This is a genomic window from Bradyrhizobium sp. NP1 (genome assembly GCF_030378205.1).
Lineage (GTDB): Bacteria > Pseudomonadota > Alphaproteobacteria > Rhizobiales > Xanthobacteraceae > Bradyrhizobium.
Genome location: NZ_CP127385.1, coordinates 6,605,062 through 6,623,285, shown reverse-complemented (window position 1 = coordinate 6,623,285; position 18,224 = coordinate 6,605,062). Strand labels below are relative to the sequence as shown.

Here is an 18,224-nt window from a genome sequence, read left to right as displayed (position 1 = left end):
GCCACGCGCAGCCTACTTGCGCAGTCTGATCATCGCCGAAGATTCGCTGTCCTTGCGGATGAGACGGTCGGCGTGGTGGATGTGATTGCTGTGGTAATTGACCGCACCCAGGGCCGGTTTGGCCTCGACCCGCTTGATCTCATGCACTTCGGCCATGCCGTTGCCGGAATGCTGGGCCGCGTCGGCGCTCCCATTCGGAAATTTGCTGCTTGAAAGGCGTGCCAGGAACCGGTTGTTCATTCCCCAAATCGCCGCCTGAGTCCGGTTCTGGACCCGGATCTTGCGAAGGATCGCCTTGACGTGAACCTTCACGGTCGCCTCGGCGATATCGATCTTCCGCGCGATGCATTTGTTGGAATCGCCCTCGATCAGGCAATGCAGGATCGACTTTTCGCGGGGCGAAAGCTGCGGCGCGATGGTCTCCTCCTCGGCGCCGAGGATGACCTCGCTGTTGTCGCCGCGCGGACCGGATTCGGCTGCAGCCTCGCTCTCGGAGTCGAGCACGCGTGCCAGAAATGCCGGCGGGAAGACCGTTTCCCCCATCATCACCAGCTCGAGCGATTTGATGAATGCGTCGCAGCTCATCAGGTCGACGAAGTAACCCGTGGCGCCCGCGCGAAACGCGGAGACCAGCTCGGTCAGCCGATAGTGATCGGCGACAAGGGCAATCCGGCTGCCTGAATGGCGCTCCTTGAAGAGCTCGATCTGCTCGATGGCGGCGTCAAAGTCGTCGCCGTTGTGGATGATGAGAAACAGTGTTTGCTCGGGCTGAACCTTGCTGGTGAGCAAATCATCCGCGCAGGAGACGGAAGCCAGGATGCGAAAATGTGCTGATCGTAATATTCCTGCGAGGCCTTCTCTGCGTAAGCTATTTTTTCCAATAACAACCGTTGCGAACGAATATCGCCGCCTCATAGGACCCTCCCAGCCCGCTAACTGCTGAATAATCGACTGGACGGTTGAACTCCGGCTCTAATATTTCCCGGCGCCTTGGAGATCGCCTTTAATGCCGACCTCCCTTCGTCCTCTCTCCGCTCTTGGTGGTAGATCGAAAGATTCGGAACTTGCTCGCCTCACGGCACTTTCTCTCTCCGTGAAGATTTTGTGAACTTTAGATTCAAATTCCCGATATCCCTATATACCTTCGGATATACGTAATTTAGCGGACGGTGAGGAATGTCGTTCATCATCGCAAGCGCTTGCGAGATCGCGGACCGGCGTCCGTGCCTGATGGACCGGCGCCCCGATCGCCCTGCATTCTCTGGGCGAGCGGATTTCTCGCTGCGATCACACGTTGCCGGGCCGGAATGGTCCTTGGCAGCGAGGAGGGGCAGCAAGATTGCCATAGGCACGGTTCCCGGGTTGGGCTATAGTGGCAATTGTTGCAGTAAATCAATAAGGTAAAACCTATTTTGGAATGAGTTGATTTTAAAGGGGGGCGCCCAGGCACCTGAGGGGGAGGCTGAGGCGCGTATGCGTTGTGTTCGTGTTGTTATCGCAGATCCGCATCCCGTGGTTCTGCAGGGCTTGAGCAGCATGCTCGGAGCGGAGCGTGACTTCACAATAGTTGCCCGCTGCAGCGATGGCGTGAGTTGCCTCGAAGCGATCCGAATTTTCGCGCCCGACATCGCGCTGCTGGACATCGCGATGCCCGACATTTCCGGACCGGAAATCCTTGCAATCGCCAACACCGAAAATCTCGCGACGCGGCTGGTCTTCTTCACCGCCGCCGTCGAGGAGCGCAACCTGGCCATGCTGGCTGCAGCCGGCGCCTACGGCGTCATCCTGAAGGGCGAAGAGCCTGAGATCCTGGTGCAGACCTTGCGTCGCGTCGCGGAGGGCCAGCGATCGCTGGCCCTGTCTGAAGGACCTCTCGCGCCGTCGCAAACCGCGAATGCCGAGAGGGACCCGGCGGTGTTGACCGAGCGCGAGCGCCAGATCATGCGGCTGGTTTCGGAGGGCTTGTCAAACAAGGAGATCGGGCGTCGGCTGAATGTTGCCGACGGCACCATCAAGGTCCACCTGCATCATATCTTCCAGAAGCTCGACATCAGCAACCGGACGGTTCTCGCGGCGCTCGCGCTTTCGCAGCAGGAACTCATCGAACCACCGGGCGAGAGCCGGATTCCGGTAACCGGCAAGCGATGACGGCCGCAAGGCAGGCGGTCAGCGTCGTCGACACGCGAGCGGTTGTCAGCCGTCGACCGCGACCTTCAATGCCTCGACGCGGATTTCCTCCACCAGTCGCTCCTTCAGCCCGACGAATTCGGGCGTGGTCTTGATCCTGTATGACCTGGGGTGGGGAAGATCGACCGTGATCTCCGCCTTGATACGCCCGGGACGGGCGCTCATGACGATGATGCGGCTGCCGAGGAAGATCGCCTCCTCGATGTCGTGGGTGACGAACAGCACGGTTTTCTGGTCGCGCTCCCAGATGCCGAGCAGCATTTCCTGCATCAGCATGCGGGTCTGATTGTCGAGCGCGCCGAACGGCTCGTCGAGCAGCAGGATCTTGGGATCGTTGGCAAGCGCGCGGGCGATCGCGGTGCGCTGCTGCATGCCGCCGGAAAGCTGCTTCGGCCAGTGGTTTTCGAAGCCGGACAGGCCGACCCGCTGGATGAAACCGTCGGCGATCGTGCCGCGCTCCGCTTCCGAAATCCCACGCTCGCGCAGGCCGAACGCGATGTTGTCGCGCACGGTCAGCCATGGGAACAGCGTGTAGGACTGAAACACCATGCCGCGATCCGCGCCGGGGCCCGTGATCTCGCGCCCGTCCAGCGCGACGTGGCCGCTGGTCGGCCGGTCGAGCCCTGCGATGATGCGCAGCAGCGTGGATTTTCCGCAGCCCGACGGACCGAGGATGGTGACGAAGTCGTTGTTTCCGACCTTGAGATCGGTCGGCTCCAGCGCGCGCGTGGGCGCGTGGCCCTGACGCGCGGGGAAGGTGCGGGAGACCTGATCGAGCAAAAGCTCGGTCATGCCTGTCTCCATGGGAACAGCCAGGCGTTGAAGGCCTTGAACAGGAAATCCGATACGAGGCCGATCAACCCGATGACGATGATCCCGAAGATGATCTGGCCTGTGTTGAGCAGGGCCTGGCTGTCGGTGATCATGTGACCGATGCCGGATGAAGAGCCGATAAGCTCGGCAACGATGACGTAGGTCCACGCCCAGCCCAGGACGAGCCGAAGGATCTCCGCGATCTCGGGGGCCGAGGAGGGCAGCAGCACGCGGACGATGATGCCGCGATCGCTGGCTCCCAGCGTGTAGGCGGCCTCGACTAGGTCGCGCCGGGTATTTCCGACGGTGACGGTGACCATCAAGATGATCTGGAACACCGCGCCGATGAATATGACCAGCAGCTTCTGCATCTCGCCGATGCCCGCCCACAATATCAGCAGCGGGATGAAGGCGGAGGCGGGCAGGTAGCGGGCAAAGGAGACGAACGGCTCCAGCAGTGCTTCGATCGGCTTGTAGGCGCCCATCAGAATGCCGAGCGGCACGGCGATGATGGCGGCCAGCACGAAGCCGCCGACAACCCGCCAGATCGTCATGCCGATGTCGAACAGGAAGCCTTGCTTGGTCAGGAGATCGAAGCCCTCTTGCAGCATCGTCAGCGGGTTGGCGAGAAACGTCTTCGAGATGTGGCCGCCGAAGGTGGCCCATGCCCACACGGCGACGAACAGGACGAAGAACGCAAGGCCAAAGGCCACGCGCTGCTTCGATGTCACGGGATCCAGGGGACGTATCACAGGGCCTCTTCCTCAAGGCGATGCGCAGATCGCGGCAGATCCCGCCTCCCACGGAGGGAAGCGGGATCTGGCCGTTGCGGTCGAACTCTACTTGATGAAGCTCGCGTCAAAAAGATCGTCGAGCTTCGGGGTCGATTTGATGATGCCGATCTCGAGCAGCAGGTCGGCCGCTTCCTTGGTGAAGGCCTGGAATTCGCCGGCGAAGAATTTCTGGTTCGCGGCCTTGTCCTGCCAGCGCAGGTATTTCGCCGAGTTGCCGAACTGCTCGCCGGACTGTTTCACGTCCGTGCCCATGATCTCGTAGGATTTGGCCTGATCCTTCTCGATCATGGCGAGCGCTTCGAAGTAGCTGTCGGCCAGCGCCTTCGCGGCCTTCGGATTGTCGGCCAGGAACTTCGGCGTGCAGCCGAACGTATCCATGACCATCGGGTAGTCGAGCGTGGTGGCGATGATCTTGCCTTTGTCCGGCGCTGCGCGCACCGTCGAAAGGTAAGGCTCGTAGGTCATGGCCGCATCGTTCTGGCCGGAGACGAAGGCCTGCGCTGCGGCGGCCGGCTCCAGGTTCACCACGGTGACATCCTTGACCGAAAGGCCGTTCTTCTTGAGCATCCACGCCAGCGCGAAATAGGGCGAGGTGCCGGGGGCGGATGCCGCGACCGTCTTGCCCTTCAAGTCCTTGATCGAGGCGATGTTGCTTCGCGTCGCCATGCCGTCGGCGCCGTAGCTCTTGTCGAGCTGGAAGATCTGCTTGGTGGCGACGCCGTTGGCATTCCACGATATCCAGGTTTCGACCGTGGTCGCCGCACACTGGATGTCACCTGACGCGACCGCCAGGTGGCGATCCTTCTGCGGGATCTTCCTCAGCGTCACATCGAGGCCGTTCTTCTTGAAAATGCCCGCCTCCTTGGCAAGCGTCAGCGGCGCAAAACCGGTCCATCCCGAGATCCCGATGCCGACCTTCACGTCGTCGGCAACGGCGGGTGCGGACACCAGGATTGCGGCGAACGCTGCAAATATTCCAAGACTACGCATGACTGTATCCCTCCTGTTGGCTGATAACTCGCGTCTCGTTGATTTGTCCAAGGCGACGCTGCTGCATCGCCCGCTGTCGTGCTGGGCGGTCATTTGGGCTTGACACCATCGCGGCCGCCCTTGAAACGGGCAACCAGTTTGTGGGACTCGCCGGGATAGAGCAGGCGAACGGCCGTCACCGTTCGGGCGCTGCGCCAGGTGCGCCGGTCGATCACGAGGCAGGGGGCGCCGATCGCAATCTCCAGCGCCGCCGCGGACGCGTCATCGGCCATGATCGCGCTGATCGAATGCTCGGCCTCCGTCCAGGGCACATGGTTGAGCAGCCACGAGCCGGGTGGTTCGACCGCAAAATCCGCTTTCGCGGCTTCCGGCACCACGTCGAGATCGATCAATCTGTCCTCGATCGCGAAAGGCACGTCGTCGGCGCTGTGGCGGCACGCGATCGCGATCACCTTGCCGGTTTTGCGGACGCCAAGACGGGCGCGGTCGGCGGCGTTGGCGAAGCGGCGCGCGCAATGGATCAACTCGTAGCCGTAGCTGCGGCCGAGCGCGCCGATCTCCGCCCGGATGTCGGGAATTTCGAGGACCGCCGAGAGGAATTTGGGGCGGCGAACAAACGTGCCGGCCCGTCGCCGCCGCTCGATAAGATCGGCCTGCGCCAATTCCGACAGCGCCTTGCTGACCGTCATGCGCGAGCAGCCGTAGCGCGCCATGAGCTGGTGCTCGAACGGGATGCGGTGGCCCGGCGGCCATTCGCCGGTCAGGATCTTGTGCTCGATGTCGAGCCGAATCTGCTTGTATGTCGGCTTCTCGGCCGCGAGAGGCTTGCCGCGATCGAGCGAGAGGCTCATGCCACGAGCCTCCGCACGGCGGCGCCGAAGGCATCGCGCGCCCGCTGGCGAAGCCGGTGGCGTCCACCCTCGACAACCTTGTTTCCGCCTGCCCAGACACCGGCGATGGCGCCGGCGCCTGCCGCAAACATCCAGCCGTCGAGCACGGCATCCCTGCTGCGTCCGGCAAGTGAGGGATGCGCGGTGTCCAGCGTCACGATGTCGGCGCGGGCGCCGCTCTGAAATCCGGCGACTGTCTGCGCCAGCGCCTGAGCGCCGCCGGCAAGCGCGGCGTCGAACAGCGCGCGGCCGGTCGAGACGCCGGGACCGCCGGACAACACATTGCGCTCCCGGTGCTTCAGCCGCTGACCATATTCGAGCTGGCGCAGCTCGTCGGCGACCCCGATCAGCACATTGGAATCCGTGCCGATACCGAACCGCCCGCCGGCGGCCGCGAATTCGCGGGCCGGAAAAATGCCGTCGCCAAGGCTGGCCTCGGTCACCGGGCAGAGGCCCGCGACCGCGTCGCTCTTCGCGAGCGCCGTGGTTTCCGCAGCCGTCATGTGGGTCGCATGGATCAGGCACCAGTGCCGATCGATCGGCGCATGGTCGAGCAGCCATTCGACCGGCCGATGGCCGCACCACGCGATGCATTCGTCGACTTCCCTGGTCTGCTCGGCGGCATGGATGTGCACCGGACCGCCGTCGGCGAGCGGCACGATTGCCGCCAGCTCGTCCGGCGTCACGGCTCGCAGGCTGTGGGGGGCGACGCCGACATTGGCGCCGGGCAAGGCGCGGACGGCCGCGCGTGCCGCAACCATCAGCTCGGCAAACTGGTCGACCGAGCAAATGAAGCGGCGCTGGCCGTCATGGGGCGCCGTGCCGCCAAACGAGCCGTGCGCATAGAAGCTCGGCAGCAGGGTTAGCGCGATGCCGCTGATCTCGGCGGCGCGCGCAATGCGCGTCGTCATTTCCGCCGGGTTGGCATAGGGGCTGCCATCGCGATCGTGATGGAGATAATGGAATTCGCCGACGCGCGTAAAACCCTGCTCGAGCATCTCGACATAGAGCAGCGTTGCAACGGCCTCGATGTCCTCGGGAGTCATGTTCAGCGCGAAGCGATACATCGTCTCGCGCCAGGTCCAGAACGTGTCCGCGACGGTGCCACGCGTCTCCGTAAGCCCGGCCATGCCGCGCTGGAAGGCGTGGCTGTGCAGGCTCGCCATTCCGGGGATCGCGAGCGCGTGGCGTTCGTCGTGCGGTCCGGGCGCCGTGCCGGCCGCAACGCGCGTGATGATCCCGTCCGTCACCACGATCTGCACGTCATCCGCCCATCCCGAGGGAAGCAATGCGGACCCGAAATGCAGCGTCGACATGTTTTTCAGACCGGCTGGACAGAAACGCGATCATATGTATAGACATATCAACGCGTCAAGCATCCCACCGTGAAGGAGATGCCGCATGGCCGAGCGCTTTGATCGGATCTGGCATAATGCCCGGCTCGCCACGGTTCGGAGCGATCTGCCGGATCTCGGCGTGATCGAGCGCGGCGTCATCGCGTCGCGCGATGGCCGTATCGTTTTTGCAGGCAGCCATTCCGACCTTCCAGGGGATGCCGATGCGGTGGAGCGGATCGACTGCGCGGGCCGGTGGATCACGCCGGGACTGATCGACTGTCACACCCATCTGGTGTTTGGCGGCAACCGCGCGCACGAGTTCGAGCTGCGGCTTAAGGGCGCAAGCTACGAAGAGATCGCGCGCGCGGGCGGCGGCATCGTCTCGACTGTCGCAGCGACGCGGGCGGCCAGCGAGGCTGAACTGGTCGCAGGCGCCTCGGGAAGGCTCGATGTGCTGATGGCCGAGGGCGTGACGACGCTGGAGATTAAGTCCGGCTATGGCCTCAACACGGAAACCGAGATGCGGCAGCTTGCTGCCGCGCGCACGCTCGGCCGCAGCCGGCCGGTTACCATCCGGGCGACGTTTCTTGGCGCGCACGCGCTGCCTGCGGAAGCCGGTGGCGACAAGGATCGGTACATCGATCTTGTCTGCCAGGAGATGCTGCCGGCGGTGACGCGGGCCGGACTGGCCGACGCGGTTGACGCCTTTATGGAAGGCATCGCTTTCTCAGCCGATCAGACGGCGCGGGTGTTCCGGGCGGCAAAGGCACTTGGATTGCCGGTCAAGCTGCATGCGGATCAGCTCTCGAATCTCGGCGGTGCCGCGCTTGCCGCCGAATTCTCCGCACTATCGGCAGATCATCTCGAGCATACGGACGAGGACGGTGTTGTCGCCATGGCGCGGGCAGGGACGGTGGCGGTGCTGCTGCCGGGCGCCTTCTATTTCATTCGGGAGACGGTGAAGCCGCCGGTCGAGCTGTTTCGCAAGCATGGCGTGGCCATGGCGCTGGCGACCGACTGCAATCCCGGCAGCTCGCCGCTGACCTCGCTGCTACTGGCCATGAACATGGGCGCGACGCTGTTCAAGATGACCGTTGCCGAATGCGTGGCGGGTGTGACGCGGGAAGGCGCCCGTGCGCTCGGGCTTCTCGGCGAGACCGGCACGCTCGAGGCCGGCAAATGGTGCGACCTTGCGATCTGGGACATCGAACGGCCGGCCGAGCTGGTCTACCGGATCGGCTTCAATCCATTGCATCGCCGGGTATGGAGAGGCCAGTGAACGGCCGGGGCGCTCCGCTCGTCGTTGCACCTGGCACGGTCAGCCTGGATGATCTCGCGCAGGTGCTTGCCGGCGCCAGCATCGTCCTCGATCCCTCGTTCTGGCCGGGCGTCGATGCGGCGTGCGCCATTGTCGCGGCAGCCGCGCGTGCGGATATCCCGGTTTACGGCATCAATACCGGATTTGGAAAGCTGGCGTCGAAGCGGATCGCCCCGGAGCAGACGGCGCTGCTGCAATACAACCTCATCGTGTCGCATTGCTGCGGGGTAGGGCCGGCCACGCCGGAGCCGATCGTCCGGCTGATGATGGCGCTGAAAATCATCTCGCTGGGCCGAGGCGCTTCGGGCGTTCGCCGCGAGGTCATCGAGCAGCTCCAGAGCATGCTCGAACGCGGCATCTATCCGCTGGTGCCGCAACAGGGCTCGGTGGGCGCATCCGGCGATCTGGCGCCTCTTGCGCATATGACCGCCGTGATGATCGGCGAAGGTCAGGCGGTCGTCGGCGGAAAAATCGTGCCCGCCCGCGATGCGCTGTCGGCCGCCTCTCTCGTGCCGTTGACGCTCGGTCCGAAGGAAGGCCTGGCTCTGATCAACGGCACGCAGTTTTCAACGGCCTATGCCGTTGCCGGCCTGCTGCGCGCCCACAGGCTCGCCACTACGGCGCTGGTGACAGGCGCCTTGTCGGTCGACGCGGCGATGGCGTCGACCGCGCCGTTCCGCTCCGAGATCCTCACGCTTCGCAGCCATCCCGGGCAGGTCGCGGCAGGCAGAGCGCTGACGGCGTTACTGGCGGGCAGCGACATCAGGCAATCGCATCTCGAAGGCGACGAGCGCGTGCAGGACCCTTACTGCCTGCGCTGCCAGCCGCAGGTGGTTGGCGCCGCGCTGGATTTGCTGATGCAGGCCGCCCGCACGCTGACCATCGAAGCCAACGCCGTGACCGACAATCCGCTGGTGCTGGTCGAGAGCGGAGAGATCGTCTCGGGCGGAAATTTTCACGCCGAGCCGGTCGCGTTTGCCGCCGACCAGATCGCGCTGGCGCTCTCGGAGATCGGCGCGATCAGCGAGCGGCGGATCGCCACGCTCGTCGATCCCGCGCTCAACTTCGGGCTGTCGCCGTTCCTGACCGCCGAGCCCGGCCTCAATTCCGGCTTCATGATTGCCGAGGTGACGGCGGCCGCGCTCTATGCCGAGAACAAGCAGCGCGCCGCTCCCTGCTCGATCGACTCGACGCCGACCAGTGCCAACCAGGAAGATCATGTGTCGATGGCCGCGCACGCCGCGCGCAGGCTGTCGGACATGGCCGACAACCTTGCGACCATTCTCGGCATCGAGCTCCTGGTTGCGGCACAAGGGATCGGGCTGCGCCTGCCGCATTTGACCAGCCCTGCGCTTGCGGCCGTGATTGCATCGTTGCGCGCGCAGGTCCCGCCGCTCGGCGCCGATCGCTACATGGCCGACGATCTCGCAAAGGCCAGGGCGCTGGTCGAAGCCGGCGCATTGCCGGCCGCCGCGATTGCCGCGCTTGGAGAAAACCCGTTTCCGACGCTTGCCTGAAAGGTCATCGCTCATGAACCGCCGACTGGACAACGACCGTGTGATCCGCGCCCCCCGTGGACCGGAAATCAGCGCCAGGAGCTGGCTGACGGAAGCGCCGCTGCGGATGCTCATGAACAATCTGGATCCCGATGTTGCCGAGCGGCCGAGCGAACTCGTGGTCTATGGCGGCATCGGCCGCGCAACCCGCGACTGGGAAAGTTTCGACCGGATCGTCGCCGCGCTGCGCAAGCTCGATGGCGATCAGACGCTGCTCGTCCAGTCTGGCAAGCCGGTCGGGGTCTTTCGCACCCATGCCGACGCGCCGCGCGTCTTGATCGCGAACTCGAACATCGTGCCGCACTGGGCGACGCTCGATCACTTCAATGCGCTCGACAAGCTTGGGCTGATGATGTTCGGGCAGATGACGGCCGGATCGTGGATCTATATCGGCAGCCAGGGCATCGTGCAGGGCACGTATGAAACCTTTGTCGAGGTGGGGCGGCGCCACTACGGCGGCAATCTCGCGGGCAAGTGGATATTGACCGCGGGACTTGGCGGCATGGGCGGCGCGCAGCCGCTCGCCGCGACGATGGCCGGCGCATCGATGCTCGCGGTCGAATGCCAGCCGAGCCGCATCGAGATGCGGCTGCGCACGGGCTATCTCGACCGGCAGGCCTCTACGCTCGACGAAGCGCTCGCGGTCCTTGCGCAGGCGGCCGAGACCAACAAGCCGGTTTCGATCGGCCTGCTCGGCAATGCCGCCGATATCTTTCCGGAACTGGTGCGCCGTGGCGTGCGGCCTGACGTCGTCACCGATCAGACCAGCGCGCACGACCCGATCAACGGCTACCTGCCGAGCGGATGGACGCTTGCCGAATGGGAGACGAAGCGCGAGGCCGATCCCAAGGCGGTCGAGGCTGCGGCCAAGGGCTCGATGGTCAGACACGTCCAGGCCATGCTGGATTTTCATGCCCAAGGCATTCCCACGCTCGACTACGGCAACAACATCCGCCAGATGGCGAAGGACATGGGATTGAAGAACGCCTTCGATTTCCCGGGCTTCGTCCCGGCTTACATTCGTCCGCTGTTCTGCCGCGGCGTCGGGCCATTCCGCTGGGCGGCCCTGTCGGGAGACCCAGAGGATATCTTTCGCACCGACGCCAAGGTGAAGGAGCTGATGCCCGACGACAAGCACCTGCATAACTGGCTCGACATGGCCAGGAAGCGAATCAAGTTCCAGGGCCTGCCGGCGCGGATCTGCTGGGTCGGTCTTGGTGATCGCCACCGGCTGGGGCTGGCCTTCAACGAGATGGTAGCGCGCGGCGAGCTGAAGGCGCCGATCGTGATCGGCCGCGATCATCTCGACAGCGGCTCGGTCGCAAGCCCGAACCGCGAGACCGAAGCGATGCGCGACGGCTCGGATGCGGTATCCGACTGGCCGCTGCTCAATGCGCTGCTCAACTGCGCGAGCGGCGCCACCTGGGTCTCGCTGCATCACGGCGGTGGCGTCGGGATCGGCTATTCGCAGCATGCCGGCATGGTGATCGTCGCCGACGGAACGGCCGAGGCCGCACGCCGCCTCGAGCGGGTACTGTGGAATGATCCGGCGAGCGGCGTCATGCGTCACGCCGATGCGGGCTATGAAAGTGCGATCGAGTGCGCGCGGGCCCATGGGCTCGATCTGCCCAGCCTCGCCCTGTAGCGGCCGACCGCCAATCTCCCGTGCCGCTTCCTTGGCTTCGTGCGGGTCAGTCGATCACGCCGAGATAGGCGTCGCGGATAGTCGGGTCTGCGAGCAGTTCGTCAGGTCGGCCGGACCGGGTGATGCGGCCCATGTCCATGATGTAGGCGGCGTGGCAGAGTTCGAGCGCGGTGATCACGTCCTGCTCCACCAGCAGGATCGACATGCCTTCCGCGTTCAGGCGGCGCAGTGCCTCGACCAGCTGCTCGACCAGGAGCGGCGAGAGCCCGAGCGACAATTCGTCGATCATCAGAAGCCGCGGCGCGCCCATCATGCCCCGGCCGATCGCGCACATCTGCTGCTCGCCGCCCGACAGTGTCGCGGCGGCCTGCCTGCGCCGCTCGGCCAGTTTTGGGAAGGTGGCATAGACGTGGTCGAGGCTGGCCGTCAGTTTGGCGCGGTTCGGTCGCCGCGCATAGGCTCCCATCAGCAGGTTGTCCTCGACCGACATCGCGCCGAACAGGCGTCGGCCTTCGGGGACATGGATGATGCCGCTTGCGATGATCGCGGCAGCGTCGCATCGCGTCAGGTCCTGCTCGCCCCAGCGGCAGGTGCCATCGCGGATCGGGATGAGACCGGACAAGGCGCGCATCAGCGTGCTCTTGCCGGCGCCGTTCGATCCGATCAGGGCGGTGATCTCGCCCGCGCGCACGACAAGGTCGACGCCCCAGAGGACCTGGATCTCGCCATAGCCGGCGCAGACACCGCGCAGTTCCAGGTCGAAAGGCGCGGTCATCGTCGCTGCTCCGCTCCGGCGTGATGACGCGCGGCGAATTTGTGCCCGAGATAGGCCTCGACGACGGCCGGATTTCCGATGACGTCGCGCGGTGACCCGTCGGCGATCAGCCGGCCGTTCTGCAGCACGACAATGCGGCTGCACACGTTGAGCACGACCTTCATCAAATGCTCGATCATGACGATCGTGATGCCGCGCGCCGCGAGCTCGTGAATGAGCCGCATTGCCCGCTCGACCTCGGCGCTGTTGAGGCCGGCGTTGACCTCGTCGAGGAAGAGGAGCTTGGGCTGCATCGCCAGCGCCTTCGCAAGCTCGAGCCGCTTGCGCATGGCAAGGGTGAGCGTCGCCGCCGGCTGACCGGCCTGCTGCTCCAATCCAACGAAGGCGAGATGTTCGCGCGCGGCCTCGCGAGCGCCTTTCAGGCTTGCGCCCGGCTGCGAGAACAGGGCGGCGCCCGCGACGTTGTCGAGCGCGGAGAATTCCGCAAAGGGCTGCACGACCTGAAAGGTCCGTGCCAGCCCGAGACGGGCGGAGCGGTAGGTCTTCACGCGCGTGATGTCGTCCCCCATGAAGATCACCTTGCCGGCGGTGGCAGGCGTCACGCCGGTGACGACGTTGACGAGCGTGGTCTTGCCGGCGCCGTTGGGGCCGATCAGCCCGAGGACTTCGCCCCTGGCGATGGTCAGCGACACGTCGTTCAGCGCCTTCAGGCCGCTGAAATGTCGCGATACGCCCTCGAGGCGGAGGATCTCAGACACGCCGCGCCCTCCAGAGGGGATGCGCGGCGAGCGACACCATTCCGCGCGGCAGGAACAACAGCAATGCGACGATCAGAACGCCAAGCAGACCGCTGTGGATCTGGATGAAATTGCGCCACACCGTCTCCTCGAGCCCGAGATAGATGAAGGCGCCGGCGAGCGCGCCAAGCGGCGAGCCGAGGCCGCCGATCAGGGCCATGACGATCGGCTTGACGGAATAGAGGATGTCGAAGGCGTCGGACGGGTCGATATAGTGCACCCAGGCGGCGTAGATGCCGCCTGCCGCCGCCACGCCGCCGGCCGAGAGCCCGAAGGCGATGCTCTTGTACAGCGTGGTGTTCAGGCCGATCATGCTCGCGGCGGTTTCGTTCTGGCGGATGCAGGAGAGCCCGAAACCCAGCTTGGAGGAGGCGACCGCGACGGTGACCGCCGCGGTCAGCACCAGCAGCGCCCACATGGCGTAAAAGAAGAAAATGGATTCCTGCATGACGCCGCTGCCAGCCGCGAGCGGAATGTTGAGACCCATTCCGCCGCCGGTCAGGTCGGTGGCGTTGTTCACGGCTTCGCGAAAGACCTCGACCAGCGACAGGCTTGCGATGGCGAAATAGTGTCCGCGCAAGCGCAGCAGCACGGCGCCGAGCAGGGCGGCAACGACGAACGCGAGGAGCACGGCGGCAAGGACGGCAGCGGCAAACGGAACGCCTTTGCCGAGCAGGACGCCGGCAGCATAGGCGCCAAAGCCGAAAAAGGCCGCCGTTGCGAAGGAAGGATAGCCGGCGAAGCCGCCGACAATGGTCCAGGACAAGGCCAGCACCGCGTAGAGGCCAGCGATGGTGCCGAGGCGCAGGGCGTAGGGCCCCCCGACCAGGGGCAGCAGTGCCAGCGCGAGCACCAGGCCGGCGATCGCCGCGGTGGCGATACGGTCGTTTCGCTTCATTCAAAACCCTTTCGCCCGACCAGGCCCTGCGGTCTGACGATCAGGAACAGGATGAGCAGGGCGAAAGAGAGGGTGGTGGCGTGCGCCGGACCGAAGGCTGCCGTGCCCGCGCTCTCGATCAGCGCGAGCAGGAGGCCGCCGGCCAGCGCGCCGGAAACGCTGCCGAGCCCGCCCAGCACGCAGACGACAAAGGCCTTGCCGAGATAGGCCGACGAGGTCAGTGCCGAGATCGGGAAGATCATCGCCATCAGCACGCCGGCGCAGCCGGCGAGCACTGCGCCCAGCCCGAAGGCGATCGCATAGATGGATTGGACATTCACTCCCATCAGCACGGCCGCGTCGCGGTCGAGCCGCACCGCGACGATGGCGCGGCCGATACGCGAGCGCCGCATGATCAGGTAGAGCGCCGCGGTCAGCGCCAGCGCCGCGGCGGTGGCAATCAGCCGGTCTACGGGGACCACGACGCCCATGATCGACAGCGAGCCCGGCGGCGGCATCAGCGTCAGCTTGCGGTAATCCGCCTTGAAGAAATAGATCATCGCGTTGTTCAGGATCAGGTCGAGCCCGAACGTCAGGGTCAGCGTCACCAGCACCGGCGCCGTGATCACCCGGTTGAGGATGATGCGCTGGATGAGATAGCCGAGCACGAAAAACAGCGGCGCCGCGATCAGCAGTGCATACCAGGGCGGGATGCCGGCGAGCTGATACGCCAGCCAGGCAAGGTAGGCGCCGAGCACGATCAGCGAGCCGTGGATCAGGTTGATGACGTTGAGGACGCCCCAGACCAGCGAAAAGCCGATCGCGATGCAGGCGTAGAGCGCGCCCAGCACGATCGCGTTGACGAGGACCTGGAGCGCGAGCATCGGGCGGCTTTGCCGGTCAGTTCACGCCGAGCCTGAAATCGCCCTGCCGGATCTGCTGCGGGAACAGCACCACCGGCTTGCCCTGCTGGATCTGGAACACCGGTGGTTCGAGCGAGGTGATCTGGCCGGTCGGCCCGAACTTGACGGGTCCGTAGAAGGTGACCTCGTCGAGCCTGGCGAGCTCGTCGCGGACCTTGTCGCGGTCGAGCGAGCCGGCGCGTTCGATCGCCATCTGGAACAGCGCACCCGATACGGAAGCGGAAGCCTGCGCGTAGTCCGGCTCGGAACTGTACTTCGCCCGGAACAGCTTCACATAATTGGCGGTGGTTCCGAAAATGTCCTTGCCGGCGTAGTTTTCGGCCGGATGCCACCACGCCGCGCTAGTGACGTTTTCGGCGCTCGCGCCGGCCGCATCGATGAACTCCTGGTAGGCAGGACCCGCGATCATCGAGACGACGTCGGCCTTGATCTGCTGATCAGTCATCTGCTTACGCACCAGCAACAGATCGTTGATGTAGCCGGTGACGAAGATCCATTGCGGCGCCAGAGCCTTGATCTGCGACAGCGCCGCCGCGTGATCGAGCGTCCCGATGGCGTATTTCTCGAAATAGACCACCTCGATTCCGTTCGCCTTGGCCGACTTCTCCATCTCCTGCGCGATGGCAAGCGGGAACAGGTCGTTGCGCGCCAGGATCGCGACCCGCTTGACCGCCGCCGCATTGGCCTTGACGATCTGCGTCAATGGCGTGGTCAGCGTGTCGTTCGGCGTGAAGGTGCCGAACAGGTATTTGTAGCCCTGATCGTAGACCTGGGCCGACGAGGCGGTCGCCGCGATCGTCGGCACCTTGTATTTTTCCGACACCGTGCTGGCTGCTTTCGCCGCGCCTGAGCCGAACGCGCCGAACATGAAGTTCACATTGTCCTGCGAGATCATCTGTTCGGTGGCCTGGACCGCCCGCGGCGTGTTGGACTGGTAGTCCGCGTAGACGATCTCGATCTTGTAGCGCTTGCCAGCGACCTGGATGCCGCCTGCCTTGTTCGCCTGCTCGGCCCACAGGTCGTAGCCCTGCTGCTGCTTGATGGCCTCCGGCGCGAGCGGGCCTGTCAGCGGCAGCGGCGCGCCGAACTTGATCACGTCTTCGGCGGCGGCGGCCGTACCCCAGACCAGCGAACACAACAGGGCAACGCGCACGGCGCGCCCGAACATCGCGGAAGCAACAGCCATTGGAAATGTCCTTGGGTCCCCAGAGGAAAGTACCGGTTCAGGATGACGCGGCCCCGGCACGAGTAAAGAGCTGAATTTAGACATCGTCGGCCTGAAAATTAGAACACTCGCTGCGGCCGGTCAGCCCTGTCGCACAGGCGGGTCTCTTTCAGCCGGTAGCCTAGCCTCCCTGGCGACCAGTAAGGTACGGCAGTGTTGCTCTCGCGGCAACGACGCGACGCCAAAATTGATCTTGTTGGGCGAGGGAGTGCCGTCCACGTTGGCGCGCAGCCGGGCGCTGCCACCGAGCAGTGCCCGCGAAGGAGTATTCAATTGACCCGTTGGCTCGCGCTGGTCCTGCAGGGGATCGCCGCCCTGATGCTGCTGGCGATCGTCCTGATCGTCCTGGCCAATGTGGTTGCGCGCTACTTCCTTCATGTCGGCCTCGGATGGACCGAGGAGGCGGCGCGGTTTCTGCTGATCGGCATGACTTTCGTCGCTGCCACCGTGGCCGTCAGGCAGTGGGGACATTTTCAGCTTCTGGTCGCGGCGAAGTGGATTCCGCAGCGATGGCAGATCGCGGTCCAGCTTTTTTCCATCGCGACCGTCCTCGCGATGTCGGTGGTCCTCGTCCGCTACGGCATCGCCATCGCCCAGGTGAGCTGGTTTCAGACCTCGCCGACCATGGAATGGAGCATGGGCTATCTCTACGCGATCGTGCCGGTGAGCGGTGCGCTGATGTTCATTTTTGCCGCCGAGCATTTCCTGAACACGATTCGCGGGCGGCCATTGCCGCTGCCGGGGGGACATGGCGCGGCTCCTGACACAGTGCATTCCCGTGGCGATCGAAGCGATGAAGGTGTCGACCGATGGCGGTGACGGTCATGATCGCGACATTCGTCGTCATGCTGTTGCTGACGGCGCCGGTCGCTTTCGCCATCGGCGTCTCCGCGACCATCGGCCTGATCATTGCCGATGCCGCGCCGCTCTTGATCGTGCCGCAGCGGATCGTTGCGGGCGCGGACTCCTTCGTCCTGCTCGCCATTCCCCTGTTCATCCTCGCCGGCGCCCTAATGGAGACGGGCGGCATCTCGGCGCGGCTGGTGGAGCTGGCGCGCACGCTGGTCGGTCATATTCGCGGTGGCCTCGGCATGGCGGTGGTGGTCGCGGAAATGCTGTTTTCGGGCATTTCCGGATCGACGGTGGCGGACGTCTCGGCGATCGGCGCATTGATGATCCCCTCGCTGGTGCGGATCGGCTTCAAGCCTGACCGTGCGGTTGCCATCGTGTCGGCGTCTTCCGCGATGGGAATCCTGATCCCGCCTTGCCTGATCATGGTGGTGATCGCGCAGATCGCCGGGCTTTCGGTCGGCGCGCTGTTTCTCGCCGGCTTCGTGCCGGCGGCGGTGCTGGCCATTGCGCTGATGGCCCTGATCTACGTCCAGGCGCGACGCGACGGCATTGGCGGCGACATACGGGCGAGCTGGAAGGAGCGGGGCCGTGCCCTGGTGCGCGCTCTGGTGCCGCTGATGATGCCGGTCATCATCTTCGGCGCCATCCTGACCGGCATTGCCGATCCGACGGAAGCCGCGGTCCTTGCCGTCGTCTACGCCTTCGTGGTCGGCGTCTTCGTCTACAAGGAGATCAAGCCGAGCCAGCTCCCGAAGATTTTCATCGACAGCGCGGTCACCAGCGGCGTCGTCATCTTCATGGTGGGGGCGGCTTCGAGCTTTTCCTGGATTCTGGCGTATGAGCAGGTGCCGACCAAGCTGGCGGCGCTGATGCTGGCGCTCTCGTCCTCGCCGCTCATCTTCTACGTGCTCAGCATAGCGGTGTTCACCGTGCTCGCGGCGGTGCTCGAGGGGTTGCCCGCGATCATCATCTGCCTGCCGATCTTCCTGCCGATCGCGATCAAATTCCATATCGATCCGCTGCACTATTCGATCGTCGTGGTCGCCGCCACCGGTCTTGGCCTGTTCCTTCCGCCGGTCGGCATCGGCCTGTTCATCGCGAGCTCGTTCGCCGGCCTGACCGCGGATCAGACCTTCCGCGCCATGCTGCCATACACCGTGGTGCTCGCGCTCGGCATCCTCATCCTGATGATCTTCCCCTGGCTGACGCTGGTCGTGCCGCGACTGGTGTTCGGTTGATGAAAGG

General features: G+C 64.8%; 17 protein-coding genes. 6 read left to right on the top strand and 11 right to left on the bottom strand.

Annotated elements, in window-relative coordinates:
* Positions 1–12: 12 nt before the first annotated feature.
* A complete protein-coding gene (locus QOU61_RS32040) occupies positions 13–915 on the bottom strand; it encodes a LuxR C-terminal-related transcriptional regulator (RefSeq protein ID WP_289655181.1) in 903 nt (300 codons plus the stop codon).
* 558 nt (positions 916–1,473) lie between these two features.
* Between QOU61_RS32040 and QOU61_RS32035 the strand changes: the two genes are divergently transcribed.
* Positions 1,474–2,148 (top strand): LuxR C-terminal-related transcriptional regulator, encoded by a 675-nt coding sequence (locus QOU61_RS32035; protein WP_289655180.1) that lies wholly within the window; start codon positions 1,474–1,476, stop codon positions 2,146–2,148.
* A 45-nt stretch (positions 2,149–2,193) separates the two neighbouring features.
* On the opposite strand, the gene QOU61_RS32030 is transcribed toward QOU61_RS32035, so the two are convergent.
* The 5 genes from QOU61_RS32030 to QOU61_RS32010 form a co-directional block, all read right to left on the bottom strand.
* Positions 2,194–2,979, bottom strand: coding sequence for an ABC transporter ATP-binding protein (locus QOU61_RS32030; protein ID WP_289655179.1), 786 nt, complete (start codon positions 2,977–2,979; stop codon positions 2,194–2,196).
* Positions 2,976–3,749 (bottom strand): ABC transporter permease, encoded by a 774-nt coding sequence (locus tag QOU61_RS32025; protein ID WP_289661979.1) that lies wholly within the window; start codon positions 3,747–3,749, stop codon positions 2,976–2,978. Before QOU61_RS32025 ends, QOU61_RS32030 begins: the two co-directional genes overlap by 4 nt.
* 90 nt (positions 3,750–3,839) lie before the next feature.
* Positions 3,840–4,784, bottom strand: coding sequence for an ABC transporter substrate-binding protein (locus QOU61_RS32020; protein WP_289655178.1), 945 nt, complete (start codon positions 4,782–4,784; stop codon positions 3,840–3,842).
* Between the two features lie 89 nt (positions 4,785–4,873).
* Positions 4,874–5,635, bottom strand: coding sequence for a histidine utilization transcriptional repressor HutC (hutC, locus tag QOU61_RS32015; RefSeq protein WP_289655177.1), 762 nt, complete (start codon positions 5,633–5,635; stop codon positions 4,874–4,876).
* Positions 5,632–6,990 carry a formimidoylglutamate deiminase gene (locus QOU61_RS32010; RefSeq protein WP_289655176.1) on the bottom strand — a complete coding sequence of 453 codons (1,359 nt, stop codon included), beginning with the start codon at positions 6,988–6,990 and terminating at the stop codon, positions 5,632–5,634. The genes hutC and QOU61_RS32010 overlap by 4 nt, the downstream gene beginning before the upstream one ends.
* An 85-nt stretch (positions 6,991–7,075) precedes the next feature.
* Between QOU61_RS32010 and hutI the strand changes: the two genes are divergently transcribed.
* From hutI to hutU, 3 genes are read left to right on the top strand one after another with little or no spacing between them, the layout of a single operon-like run.
* Positions 7,076–8,290, top strand: coding sequence for an imidazolonepropionase (hutI, locus tag QOU61_RS32005; protein WP_289655175.1), 1,215 nt, complete (start codon positions 7,076–7,078; stop codon positions 8,288–8,290).
* Entirely contained in the window at positions 8,275–9,846 is a 1,572-nt protein-coding gene (hutH, locus tag QOU61_RS32000; RefSeq protein WP_502876846.1) for a histidine ammonia-lyase, read from the top strand. The genes hutI and hutH overlap by 16 nt, the downstream gene beginning before the upstream one ends.
* A gap of 13 nt (positions 9,847–9,859) precedes the next feature.
* Positions 9,860–11,530, top strand: a complete 1,671-nt coding sequence (gene hutU / locus QOU61_RS31995) for a urocanate hydratase (RefSeq protein ID WP_289655173.1) — start codon at positions 9,860–9,862, stop codon at positions 11,528–11,530.
* A gap of 46 nt (positions 11,531–11,576) precedes the next feature.
* Here hutU and QOU61_RS31990 read toward each other — a convergent pair whose 3' ends face one another.
* Genes QOU61_RS31990 through QOU61_RS31970 form a run of 5 tightly spaced genes read right to left on the bottom strand, consistent with a single transcriptional unit; the run spans position 11,577 to position 16,070 of the window.
* A complete protein-coding gene (locus QOU61_RS31990; protein WP_289655172.1) occupies positions 11,577–12,305 on the bottom strand; it encodes an ABC transporter ATP-binding protein in 729 nt (242 codons plus the stop codon).
* Positions 12,302–13,063, bottom strand: a complete 762-nt coding sequence (locus QOU61_RS31985) for an ABC transporter ATP-binding protein (RefSeq protein ID WP_289655171.1) — start codon at positions 13,061–13,063, stop codon at positions 12,302–12,304. Before QOU61_RS31985 ends, QOU61_RS31990 begins: the two co-directional genes overlap by 4 nt.
* Positions 13,056–14,000, bottom strand: coding sequence for a branched-chain amino acid ABC transporter permease (locus tag QOU61_RS31980; protein WP_289655170.1), 945 nt, complete (start codon positions 13,998–14,000; stop codon positions 13,056–13,058). Before QOU61_RS31980 ends, QOU61_RS31985 begins: the two co-directional genes overlap by 8 nt.
* A complete protein-coding gene (locus QOU61_RS31975) occupies positions 13,997–14,863 on the bottom strand; it encodes a branched-chain amino acid ABC transporter permease (protein WP_289655169.1) in 867 nt (288 codons plus the stop codon). The genes QOU61_RS31980 and QOU61_RS31975 overlap by 4 nt, the downstream gene beginning before the upstream one ends.
* Before the next feature lie 16 nt (positions 14,864–14,879).
* On the bottom strand, positions 14,880–16,070 hold the full coding sequence (locus QOU61_RS31970; protein WP_354142550.1) for an amino acid ABC transporter substrate-binding protein: 1,191 nt from the start codon (positions 16,068–16,070) through the stop codon (positions 14,880–14,882).
* 330 nt (positions 16,071–16,400) lie between these two features.
* Here QOU61_RS31970 and QOU61_RS31965 point away from each other — a divergent pair, with 330 nt between their 5' ends.
* Together QOU61_RS31965 and QOU61_RS31960 are read left to right on the top strand one after the other, a co-directional pair.
* Positions 16,401–16,946, top strand: coding sequence for a TRAP transporter small permease (locus QOU61_RS31965; RefSeq protein WP_289655167.1), 546 nt, complete (start codon positions 16,401–16,403; stop codon positions 16,944–16,946).
* A complete protein-coding gene (locus QOU61_RS31960) occupies positions 16,937–18,217 on the top strand; it encodes a TRAP transporter large permease (RefSeq protein WP_289655166.1) in 1,281 nt (426 codons plus the stop codon). Before QOU61_RS31965 ends, QOU61_RS31960 begins: the two co-directional genes overlap by 10 nt.
* Positions 18,218–18,224 lie beyond the last annotated feature (7 nt).

What these genes read in the sequence shown, in the direction of transcription:
- QOU61_RS32040 (WP_289655181.1), bottom strand. Translation starts at nt 915, where the DNA reads ATGAGGCGGCGATATTCGTTCGCAACGGTTGTTATTGGAAAAAATAGC.
- QOU61_RS32035 (WP_289655180.1), top strand. Translation starts at nt 1,474, where the DNA reads ATGCGTTGTGTTCGTGTTGTTATCGCAGATCCGCATCCCGTGGTTCTG.
- QOU61_RS32030 (WP_289655179.1), bottom strand. Translation starts at nt 2,979, where the DNA reads ATGACCGAGCTTTTGCTCGATCAGGTCTCCCGCACCTTCCCCGCGCGT.
- QOU61_RS32020 (WP_289655178.1), bottom strand. Translation starts at nt 4,784, where the DNA reads ATGCGTAGTCTTGGAATATTTGCAGCGTTCGCCGCAATCCTGGTGTCC.
- hutC (WP_289655177.1), bottom strand. Translation starts at nt 5,635, where the DNA reads ATGAGCCTCTCGCTCGATCGCGGCAAGCCTCTCGCGGCCGAGAAGCCG.
- QOU61_RS32010 (WP_289655176.1), bottom strand. Translation starts at nt 6,990, where the DNA reads ATGTCGACGCTGCATTTCGGGTCCGCATTGCTTCCCTCGGGATGGGCG.
- hutI (WP_289655175.1), top strand. Translation starts at nt 7,076, where the DNA reads ATGGCCGAGCGCTTTGATCGGATCTGGCATAATGCCCGGCTCGCCACG.
- hutH (WP_502876846.1), top strand. Translation starts at nt 8,275, where the DNA reads ATGGAGAGGCCAGTGAACGGCCGGGGCGCTCCGCTCGTCGTTGCACCT.
- hutU (WP_289655173.1), top strand. Translation starts at nt 9,860, where the DNA reads ATGAACCGCCGACTGGACAACGACCGTGTGATCCGCGCCCCCCGTGGA.
- QOU61_RS31990 (WP_289655172.1), bottom strand. Translation starts at nt 12,305, where the DNA reads ATGACCGCGCCTTTCGACCTGGAACTGCGCGGTGTCTGCGCCGGCTAT.
- QOU61_RS31980 (WP_289655170.1), bottom strand. Translation starts at nt 14,000, where the DNA reads ATGAAGCGAAACGACCGTATCGCCACCGCGGCGATCGCCGGCCTGGTG.
- QOU61_RS31975 (WP_289655169.1), bottom strand. Translation starts at nt 14,863, where the DNA reads ATGCTCGCGCTCCAGGTCCTCGTCAACGCGATCGTGCTGGGCGCGCTC.
- QOU61_RS31970 (WP_354142550.1), bottom strand. Translation starts at nt 16,070, where the DNA reads ATGTTCGGGCGCGCCGTGCGCGTTGCCCTGTTGTGTTCGCTGGTCTGG.
- QOU61_RS31960 (WP_289655166.1), top strand. Translation starts at nt 16,937, where the DNA reads ATGGCGGTGACGGTCATGATCGCGACATTCGTCGTCATGCTGTTGCTG.